Raw genomic sequence first — 9081 nt, forward strand, 5'->3', positions numbered from 1 at the left:
ACCGATGGCCAGAGAGCTCCCACGTCCCACCCTCGCCCGGCGCGGTCTGATCGTGCTGGTCGGGCTGGCGGTGATCGGTGTCCTGATCTCGCTGCGCAGCAACGGCACGTTCGGCGACAAGCCGCACGTGACGACCGTCGTCGCCGACGCCGGGGGAGCCCTGCGCAAGGGCTCGGACGTCAAGATGGACGGCGTCCTCGTCGGCAAGGTCAGCTCGGTCGAGCGCGACGAGTCCGGACAGGTCGCCATCGACATGGAGATGTCGGAGGAGGACCTCGAGTTCGTGCCGTCGAACGTGGTGGCGAGGGTGCTGCCGGCGACGGTCTTCGGTACGACGTTCGTCGACCTCGTGGTGCACGGGTCGCCCGCCGACGAGTCGCTCGAAGCCGGATCCGTGGTCGCGGCCGACACCACCCAGGAGACGCTGGAGTTCCAGCAGGCGCTCGACGACATCGACCGGCTGGTCAACGCGCTCGGACCGAAGGAGCTCGCGTCCGCGATCGGCTCGGCGTCCCAGGCGCTGCAGGGTCGCGGTGACCAGCTGGCGACGACGGTCGACACGCTCAACTCCTACCTGGGTCGACTGAACCCCCGGATGCCCCAGGTCCGTGCCGACCTGGAGGCGCTGGCCACGAGCATGGACGTCATCGACGAGGTGGCGCCGGAGCTGTTGGACGCGACGGAGGACGGCTTGGTGTTCCTGAACAGCCTGGTCCGCCAGGAGGCCGCACTGACCTCGCTGGTCACCGGCGCCACCCGGTTGGCGGACAGCGGTACGGCGTTCCTGTCCCGCAACGAGCAGCGCCTGGTGCGGTGGATCCGCGGCACCGGCGGCCTGGTCGACATCCTCTACGACAACCGGCGGGCCGGCATCACGGACGCGATCACCATCAACATCGCCCTCGGCGACCGGGTGCCCAGCGTCCTGCGCGAGGGCTTCATCCGCTCCGACGGCATCCTGAACACCGACCTCCCGCCCTACTACGGCTCCGGTGACCGACCGGCCTACGACGCCAGCTTCAGCTCGATGGTGGGGGGCGGACAGTGACCGGCATCAGGACCGTCGCGGCCAAGGTCGCGGCCTTCACGGTCGTGAGCATCCTGCTGCTGATGCTCCTCGTGAACACGATGAGCAACGGCGTGACCGGCGACAAGTCCGAGTTCAAGGCGGAGTTCGCGGACGTGAGCGGACTGCGGGTCGGCGACGACGTGAAGGCCGCCGGCGTCCGGGTCGGCCAGGTGACGGGGATCGAGACGACCGAGGACGGCGCGATGGTCGACTTCGTGCTCGTCGACGAGCAGAAGATCTACGACACGACCCAGGTCATCATGCGCTACCAGAACCTGCTCGGTCAGCGCTATCTCCAGCTCCGCGAGGAGGGTCCTCGCGGCGAGGAGCTGGAGGGCGGCGCCACCATCGAGAGGTACGTCACGGTCGACGGCAGGAGGGAGTGGCGCACGGACCCGGGGTTCGACCTCACCGAGCTGCTCAACGGCTTCCGGCCGCTCTTCGAGATCCTCCAGCCGGCTGACGTCAACCAGCTGGCCACCTCGATGATCAAGGTCCTCCAGGGCGAGGGCGGCACCATCGAGGGACTGATGCAGCAGACCGCCGAGCTCACCAACTTCGTGGCCGACCGCGACGACGTGCTCGGCGAGGTGATGACCAACCTGACGCCGGTCCTCCAGAACCTCGCCGGCAAGGGCGGCGAGCTGCGGGCCACCGTGATCGAGTTCAAGAACCTGATGAACGCGCTGGCGCGCGACCGCAAGTCCATCGGCGCCTCGATCGACGGCATCAGCCAGCTGGTCGGCGCGACCACCTCGCTGCTGCGCGAGGTCAAGGTGCCGATGACGCGGACCACGGACCGGCTCGCAGCCGTCGCGGAGATGTTCGCCGACTCCCGTGCGGGCCTCGAGGACTCGCTGGAGGCGTTCGGCGTCATCTTCGAGTCGCTCGGTCGCGCGGGGTCCTACGAGAACGCCCTGAACGTCTACGTCTGCTCGTTCGCCTTCGCGCTCGGGGAGACGGAGATCAACCCCGCCGGTGGGAACGGCCCCTGGTCGGAGGTGTGTCGATGAAGCCGATGAACGAACGGGACCCGTTCAAGATCGGGCTGGTGGCGATCGCGATCGTCGGTCTGATCGGTGCTGCCGTGGTCGCCTTGAGCGTCGCGAACTTCGGGACGAAGAGCTACACCGCGGTGCTGGAGCACACCGGCGGACTCCGCAGCGGCGAGGACGTCCAGGTGCACGGCGTGTCGAAGGGGAAGGTCACCGGCATCGAGCTCGAGGACGACCACGTCGTGGTGAGCTTCGTGCTCGACGGCGACGTCGATCTCGGCTCCCGCAGCGAGGCGACGGTCAAGGTGGCCACCCTCCTCGGCACCCACTACCTCGAGGTCGACCCGCTCGGAACCGGTGAGCTCGCCGGCGACCGGATCCCGCTGGAGCGCACTGCGGTGCCCTACAACCTCCAGGACGTGCTGGAGAGCGGCGCCGGGGCGCTCGACGAGCTGGATCCCGAGCTGCTCGCGCAGGCGCTCAGCGAGATGGCCGGAACCCTCGGCGCGACGCAGGACGAGATCCGGCCGGCGCTCGAAGGTGTGGCCCGGCTCTCCGACGTGATCGCGACCCGGTCCGACCAGGCCGGCGAGCTCCTGGTCGCCGCCCGGAGCGTCACCGACCAGCTGGCCGAGAGCAGCGGGACGCCAAGCTCCAACGGGCGCTCGACGTGATGGCCCCGGCGGTCCGCTACGTCGCCAATGCCACCGGCAACGGCCCCTGGGCCGACCTGTTCGTCGACACGCCGGCGTTGCCCGCCGACGACTTCAGCTGCCGGCTGCGAGGTGACTGCTCATGACCGCGTCCTCGAACGGAAGGGTGACCGTGACGGTCGTCGACCGGGCGCAGCGGCCCGGGCGGTCCGGCTCGCGCCGACCGCTGCGGCTGGCCCTGCTCGCCGTCCTGCTCGTGCTCACCTCGGCCTGCGGAGCGGTGCCCGGCGTCACCGGCGGCGGGAAGATGGAGGTGACGGCGTACTTCGTGGACGCGGCCGGCCTCTTCGTCGGCAACGACGTCGGCATCCTCGGCGTCCCCGTCGGCGAGATCACCGCGATCGAGCCCGACGGCGACCAGGTCAAGGTCACGATGACGATCGACGGCGACCACGCCGTGCCGGCCGACGCCGGCGCCGTCGTGGTGGCCCGGTCGGTGGCGACGGACCGCTACGTCGAGCTCACGCCCGTCTACACCAAGGGCCCGAAGCTCGAGGACGGCGACGAGATCCAGGTCGATCGGACCCGCACGCCGGTCGACTTCGACCAGGTGCTGGCCTCCCTCAACGACTTCGCGACGGGGATCGCGGGCTCGAAGGACGCGACCAGGGCGATCCAGCGCTTCATCGCCGAGGGGACCGACGCGCTGAAGGGCAACGGCCCGCTGATCAACCAGACGGTCCACGCGCTGCAGGAGGGCGTCAACGGGATCCACTCCCAGCGCGACAACGTCGCCTCGACGCTCCGTTCGCTCGACGTGCTGCTCGCCGCGGTGTCGGCGAACGAAGCCACCGCTCGGGAGTTCATCCGCCAGGTCACGGAGGCGACGGACCTGCTCGCAGCGGAGCGCGAGAACTTCCGCACCGCGCTGCGCTCGCTCGACGACGCCGTGACGGTCGTCGCGGAGTTCGCCGTCGACAACCGCGAGCAGATCGTCGAGGCGGTCGGCGGCTCCACCCGGCTGATCCGCACGGTCCTGAAGAAGCAGCAGCACCTGACCGAGATCCTGCGGGTGATGCCGCTGGCGATGCAGAACCTCAGGGCTGCCAGCAGCGGCGACCGGATCAGGGTCGTCTTCGACCCGGTCGCGCTCGACCCGCTGGGTGGCGTGCTCGCCGACGTCTGCGACCAGCTGCCCGGCGACATCTGCGACCTGCTCGGCACGGACCCGCTGGGGGAGCACTGATGACCAGGCGAACGTTCAGGACCGCCGTCGGCACCGCGGCGGCAGCCGCCGTGCTGCTGGCGGCGTCGGGCTGCTCCACCACGATGCGCGACCTCCCGATCCCCGGCACCGGCGTGTCGGGCGACACGTTCGAGATCAAGGCCGAGTTCAAGGAGGCGCTCAACCTCACCGAGGGAGCGCCGGTCAAGGTCAACGGCGTCGACAGCGGCAAGGTCACCTCGGTCACCATCGACGACTACACCGCGATCGTGACGATGGACGTCCGCGAGGACGCGAAGCTGCACCACGGCGCGACGGCCCGGCTGCGCTACACCACCCCGTTGGGTGAGCTGTTCGTCGACGTGACCAACCCGCCCGAGGGCGACGAGCTCGGCGACGGAGCGACGCTCACGCTCAAGGACACCGCGACCGCACCGACGGTCGAGGACGCGCTGGCGCAGGCGTCGCTCCTCATCAACGGCGGTGGGCTCGACCAGCTGCAGACGATCACCGAGGAGCTCAACAAGGCCGTCGGCGGCAACGAGGAGGACATCCGTCTGCTGCTGACCCAGGCGGCGACGTTCCTCACCGAGGCCAACTCGACGACCGCGAGCATCGACGCCGTCCTGACCTCGCTCGACTCCCTGTCCGGGACGCTGAGCGACCGCGAGCGGGTGATCAACCGGGCGATGCGGGAGATCCGGCCGGCGGCCGCCGTCCTGCGTCGGGCGACCCCGGAGTTCACCGCGCTGCTGAAGGCGGTCGAGAGGTTCTCGGGCGCCGCCAACAACACGGTCAACGCCACCCGGGCGCAGCTGCTCGCGCTGCTCAGCGAGACCGAGCCCGTCCTGGCCGAGCTCGCGTCGAACCGCGGGCGGTTCAACCTGATGTTGGGCAGGCTCTCCGACGCGGCGGCCGCCCTCCGCAGCGTGATCCCCGGCGACTATGCGTCGATCTCGCTCGACCAGCACCTCGACGGGATGAAGACCGGCAACCTCGGCGCGCTCGGCGACCTGCTCGACATCCTCGACATCGTGGCGCCGGTCGGCGACGTGCTCGACGACCTCGGCCTCGGCGACCTGCTGGGCCGGCTGCCCACCACGGACTCCACCGCGCCCAGCGGTGCCACCACCGATCCCGGCGGCACCGGCCGCGGCGAAGGCCGGCCGAACCAGCTGTCGCTCGACGGCCTGCTCGACGGGCTGCTCGGGGGAGGGGCCTGACATGGCGAGCGTGCGCAACATCCTCTCCGACCGGCTCTACCTGAGCGCGGTCGGCATCGTTGTGGTCTTCCTGCTCGCGATCGCCTACCTGTTCGCTGCCGTGCTCGACCAGCCCCTGACGTCGCGCCCGCTGACCCTGGAGGTCGAGCTCGAGCAGACCGGTGGTCTGTTCGAGGGGTCCGCCGTCACCTACCGGGGCATCAAGGTCGGCAAGGTCACCGAGATCCGGCCCGCCGACGAGGGCGTCGTGGCGACCGTGCGGCTCAGCGCGGGCACCGACATCCCGAAGGACTCGCTGGCGAAGGTGCGCAGCCTCTCACCCGTCGGCGAGCAGTACCTCGACTTCCAGCCGAACAGCGCCGATGGCCCGTTCCTCGAGGACGGCGCCACCATCCCGGCCGAGTCGACCGACCTCCCCGAGAGCCTCAGCGAGACCGTCGTCGCCGTCAACGACGTGCTGCGCCAGATCGACGACAAGAAGCTGCGGATCGTGCTGCAGGAGCTCAGCACGGCGCTGGCCGGCACCGGCGACGACCTGGGTCGGATCCTCGACCAGGGCACCGACCTGCTGTCCACCCTCGACGAGGTGTGGCCGGAGACCAATCGCGTGATCACGAACTCCGGCACGGTGCTTCGCATCGTCAGCGACAACGCCGGCAACCTGCGCACCCTCGGCGCCCGGGCGAAGCAGTTCGCGGCGTTCCTCCGCAGCTACGAGCCCGAGTGGCAGCGTGTGCTGGATCGCGCTCCGGGCCAGATCGACGACCTGATGGCCGTCGTCAGGGACGCCGACGAGGTGCTGCCGGGCTTCCTGGACGCGGGTGTTAGCTTCACCGACGTGGTGATGTCCTACGAGCCGCACCTGCGTGCGCTCCTGCAGGAGTACTCGCGCGGCCTGGGGGCGCTGGTCGCCGCGCTGCGCGGCGGCGAGCTGCGGATCGAGGGCATCCTGGTCCGCACCGCGCGCTGCGACTACGGCACGAACCGGCACACGCCCTACGACCCCGAGCGCTACGGCTTCCAGGACGACGGCGCCTGCTCGGCGTCGTTCTCGCGGCTGCAGCGCGGCGCCGCACACGCACCGGGACCGGTCCGATGACCATGGCGAGGTTCACCGAGGGCCGCTCGCAGGAGCAGCTCTACCGGATCGTGATCCTGGTGCTGGTCGGCGCGCTGGTCGTGACCGGCTGCGTCGTCATCTGGCTGGTGTCGGAGAAGAACAAGGCCAACGACGAGGTCGCCGACCAGGGAGCCGAGATCGAGGCGTACGCCGCCGGCCCGGAGGCCCGCGACGCAGCCGAGGAGATGCTGCTCGAGATGACGTCGTACGACTATCGCGACATCGACGACGAGTTCGCCTGGCTCGACAACTTCGACGAGGAGCTGCGGGCGCGGTTCTCCCGACGGGTCGTCCCCAACCTCGAGAAGCTCATCCGCAAGGGCAAGCTGTCCGCCAGGGGCGAGGTCGTCCAGTCCGCCTACAACACGATCGACGCCGAGACGGCGACCGTCCTCGCGTTCGTGCGCCAGGAGCTGAGCGCCAAGGGACGCAAGCAGGCCGTCGAGGAGCAGTGGACGACGCTGACCATGGTGCGCGACGACGACGAGTGGTTGATCGACGACATCGACATCGTCACCGTCCCCCCGCCCTCGTGACGCGCGGGTCGCTGCGCCGCGGCGTCCGGGGCGCCCACTAGATTGGCTGCCGTGGGACGGCGGGACGGAGAGCGCGACGGCGTGAGGCTGCCTCGGTTGCTCCGCCGACTCCTGCTGACCGTCCTCGGTGTGCAGATCGGCCTGGCGGTCGTGATGTCGGTGGTCGACTCCTACCGCCGGCGCGGGAAGCGGCCGAAGCCGTTCCCGACCGGCCCCCCGGCGACCGTCCCGGTCGGCGAGGGCGAGGTGACGACGTACACCTACGGTCGCGACCTGTACGACGACATGCTCGCCGCGATCGAGGGCGCACAGCGCCAGATCCTCTTCGAGACCTACATCTGGAAGGGCGACGCGACGGGCGAGCGGTTCAAGCGGGCGCTGGCCGCTGCCGCCGACCGCGGCGTCGAGGTCTACTGCATCTACGACGGCTTCGCGAACCTCGTCGTGTCGCCGACCTTCAAGCGGTTCCCCTCCTCGCTCAAGGTGCTGCGCTACCCGGTCTACTCGGCGGGCTGGCGCTTCTTCGACCTGCGCCGCTACGGCCGGGACCACCGCAAGATCCTGGTCGTCGACGACCACACCGGCTTCATCGGCGGCTACAACATCGGGTCCGCCTACGAGACGGAGTGGCGCGACACCCACGTCCGGGTCACCGGGCCGGCCGTGTGGGACCTCAAGCGCGCGTTCGCGGACTTCTGGAACCTCAACCGGCGGCGGCGGCTCCGTGCCTCGGAGCGCCCGTTGCTCCTCGAGACGGCGTCGACGTGGGAGCCGCTCATCCGCATCCAGCGCAACATCCCGCGGCTGTGGGTCTTCCCGATCCGGGGGATGTACCTCGAGGCGATCAACCGGTCGAGCCAGAACGTGTGGCTCACCCAGGCCTACTTCATGCCCGACCAGGACTTCGTCGACGCGCTCAAGGCGGCGGCGCGCCGCGGGGTGGACGTCCGGCTGCTCATGCCGCTCAAGTCCAACCACATCGTCGCCGACTGGATCTCCCGCGGGTACTTCAGCCAGCTCCTCGACGCCGGCGTGCGGGTCCTGCGCTACCGCGACGCGATGGTGCACGCCAAGACGGCCACGGTCGACGGAACCTGGTGCACGGTCGGTACGGCGAACATCGACCGGCTCAGCCTGCAGGGCAACTACGAGATCAACCTCGAGGCGATCGACAAGGCGCTGGCCAAGCAGCTGGAGGAGATCTTCCTCGTCGACCAGTCGAACTGCCTGGAGCTCACCAGCGGGGAGTGGGAGGCGCGCGACCTCCACCGCAAGTTCACCGAGGCCTTCCTGAAGCCGTTGAGGACGCTGTTGTGAGACCGGTCAAGGACCTCTCCGGGAAGAACGTCTTCGTCACCGGCGCCGCCAGCGGCATCGGCAGGGCGGTGGCTCGCGCCGCGGCGGAGCAGGGGGCGATCCTCCACCTGACCGACATCCAGGAGGCGTCGCTCGCGGCGGTGGCCGCGGACCTCCGGGACGCGGGCGGGCAGGTGGCCGTGGCCGAGGCCGCCGACGTGTCCGACCGCGACGCCGTACGACGCCTGGCCGCGCTGGTCACCGCGACGTCCGGCCCGATGGACGTGGTGCTCAACGTGGCCGGCATCGCGACCTGGGGCACCGTGCGCGGGCTCGAGCACGACCAGTGGCGGCGCCTGGTCGAGGTCAACCTGATGGGGCCGATCCACGTCATCGAGGAGCTGGTCCCTCCGATGATCGACGGCGGCCGCGGTGGGCAGCTCGTCAACGTGTCGTCGGCCGCCGGCATCATCGGGATGCCGTGGCACGCCGCCTACAGCGCCAGCAAGTTCGGGCTGCGCGGCGTCTCCGAGGTCCTGCGCTTCGATCTCAGGCGCCACCGGATCGGGGTCTCGCTGGTCTGCCCGGGTGGCGTCGACACCGGGCTGGTCGAGACCATCCAGATCGCGGGCGTGGACGCGGAGAGCAAGGCGTTCCGCCGCGCGTCCGCCCACTTCCGGAAGCGCGCGGTCAGCCCCGAGCAGGCCGCCGAGGCGATCTGGAAGGGCGTGCGCCGCAACCGCTACTGGGTCTACACCTCCCTCGACATCCGGCTGGTGCACTGGCTGCAGCGCTACTTCCCGCCCGGCTACGCCCTGGCGATGCGCGGCCTCAGCCTCGGAGCGAACCGCACCCTCCCGGCTGTCGAGCGTGCCCGGCGATCGGACCTGGCATGAGTGGCGGCGAGCCGCGGATCAGGCCGGGCGGCTGGCGCGGCGTCGGCCCCCACATCGCGCTGCTGGCG

10 protein-coding genes are annotated in these 9081 nt (G+C 70.2%); all 10 read left to right on the plus strand.

What is annotated here, in order from left to right:
- Positions 1–4: 4 nt before the first annotated feature.
- The 10 genes from H0488_RS02330 to H0488_RS02370 are packed head-to-tail and all read left to right on the plus strand — an operon-like array spanning position 5 to position 9013.
- On the plus strand, positions 5–1048 hold the full coding sequence (locus H0488_RS02330; protein ID WP_183097661.1) for an MCE family protein: 1044 nt from the start codon (positions 5–7) through the stop codon (positions 1046–1048).
- A complete protein-coding gene (locus H0488_RS02335) occupies positions 1045–2082 on the plus strand; it encodes an MlaD family protein (RefSeq protein ID WP_183097662.1) in 1038 nt (345 codons plus the stop codon). The genes H0488_RS02330 and H0488_RS02335 overlap by 4 nt, the downstream gene beginning before the upstream one ends.
- Positions 2079–2738 carry an MlaD family protein gene (locus tag H0488_RS02340; protein ID WP_183097663.1) on the plus strand — a complete coding sequence of 220 codons (660 nt, stop codon included), beginning with the start codon at positions 2079–2081 and terminating at the stop codon, positions 2736–2738. The genes H0488_RS02335 and H0488_RS02340 overlap by 4 nt, the downstream gene beginning before the upstream one ends.
- A complete protein-coding gene (locus tag H0488_RS24505) occupies positions 2735–2863 on the plus strand; it encodes a hypothetical protein (RefSeq protein WP_281369477.1) in 129 nt (42 codons plus the stop codon). The genes H0488_RS02340 and H0488_RS24505 overlap by 4 nt, the downstream gene beginning before the upstream one ends.
- On the plus strand, positions 2860–3963 hold the full coding sequence (locus tag H0488_RS02345) for an MCE family protein (RefSeq protein ID WP_183097664.1): 1104 nt from the start codon (positions 2860–2862) through the stop codon (positions 3961–3963). Before H0488_RS24505 ends, H0488_RS02345 begins: the two co-directional genes overlap by 4 nt.
- On the plus strand, positions 3963–5165 hold the full coding sequence (locus H0488_RS02350; RefSeq protein WP_183097665.1) for an MCE family protein: 1203 nt from the start codon (positions 3963–3965) through the stop codon (positions 5163–5165). Before H0488_RS02345 ends, H0488_RS02350 begins: the two co-directional genes overlap by 1 nt.
- 1 nt (position 5166) lies before the next feature.
- Entirely contained in the window at positions 5167–6264 is a 1098-nt protein-coding gene (locus tag H0488_RS02355; RefSeq protein ID WP_183097666.1) for an MCE family protein, read from the plus strand.
- Complete coding sequence (locus tag H0488_RS02360; protein ID WP_183097667.1) at positions 6261–6821, plus strand: hypothetical protein; 561 nt, start codon at positions 6261–6263, stop codon at positions 6819–6821. Before H0488_RS02355 ends, H0488_RS02360 begins: the two co-directional genes overlap by 4 nt.
- A 51-nt stretch (positions 6822–6872) precedes the next feature.
- On the plus strand, positions 6873–8138 hold the full coding sequence (locus tag H0488_RS02365) for a phospholipase D-like domain-containing protein (protein WP_312856179.1): 1266 nt from the start codon (positions 6873–6875) through the stop codon (positions 8136–8138).
- Positions 8135–9013: an SDR family oxidoreductase gene (locus H0488_RS02370; RefSeq protein WP_183097668.1), complete on the plus strand. Its 879-nt coding sequence runs from the start codon at positions 8135–8137 to the stop codon at positions 9011–9013. Before H0488_RS02365 ends, H0488_RS02370 begins: the two co-directional genes overlap by 4 nt.
- Positions 9014–9081: the final 68 nt, after the last annotated feature.

It is taken from the genome of Nocardioides pelophilus (assembly GCF_014180685.1).
In the GTDB taxonomy this organism is placed as follows: domain Bacteria; phylum Actinomycetota; class Actinomycetes; order Propionibacteriales; family Nocardioidaceae; genus Nocardioides; species Nocardioides pelophilus.

Bases quoted from the DNA above. Each gene is read 5' to 3' on its own strand.
- H0488_RS02330 (WP_183097661.1), top strand. From the start codon at position 5: ATGGCCAGAGAGCTCCCACGTCCCACCCTCGCCCGGCGCGGTCTGATC.
- H0488_RS02340 (WP_183097663.1), top strand. From the start codon at position 2,079: ATGAAGCCGATGAACGAACGGGACCCGTTCAAGATCGGGCTGGTGGCG.
- H0488_RS02345 (WP_183097664.1), top strand. From the start codon at position 2,860: ATGACCGCGTCCTCGAACGGAAGGGTGACCGTGACGGTCGTCGACCGG.
- H0488_RS02350 (WP_183097665.1), top strand. From the start codon at position 3,963: ATGACCAGGCGAACGTTCAGGACCGCCGTCGGCACCGCGGCGGCAGCC.
- H0488_RS02355 (WP_183097666.1), top strand. From the start codon at position 5,167: ATGGCGAGCGTGCGCAACATCCTCTCCGACCGGCTCTACCTGAGCGCG.
- H0488_RS02360 (WP_183097667.1), top strand. From the start codon at position 6,261: ATGACCATGGCGAGGTTCACCGAGGGCCGCTCGCAGGAGCAGCTCTAC.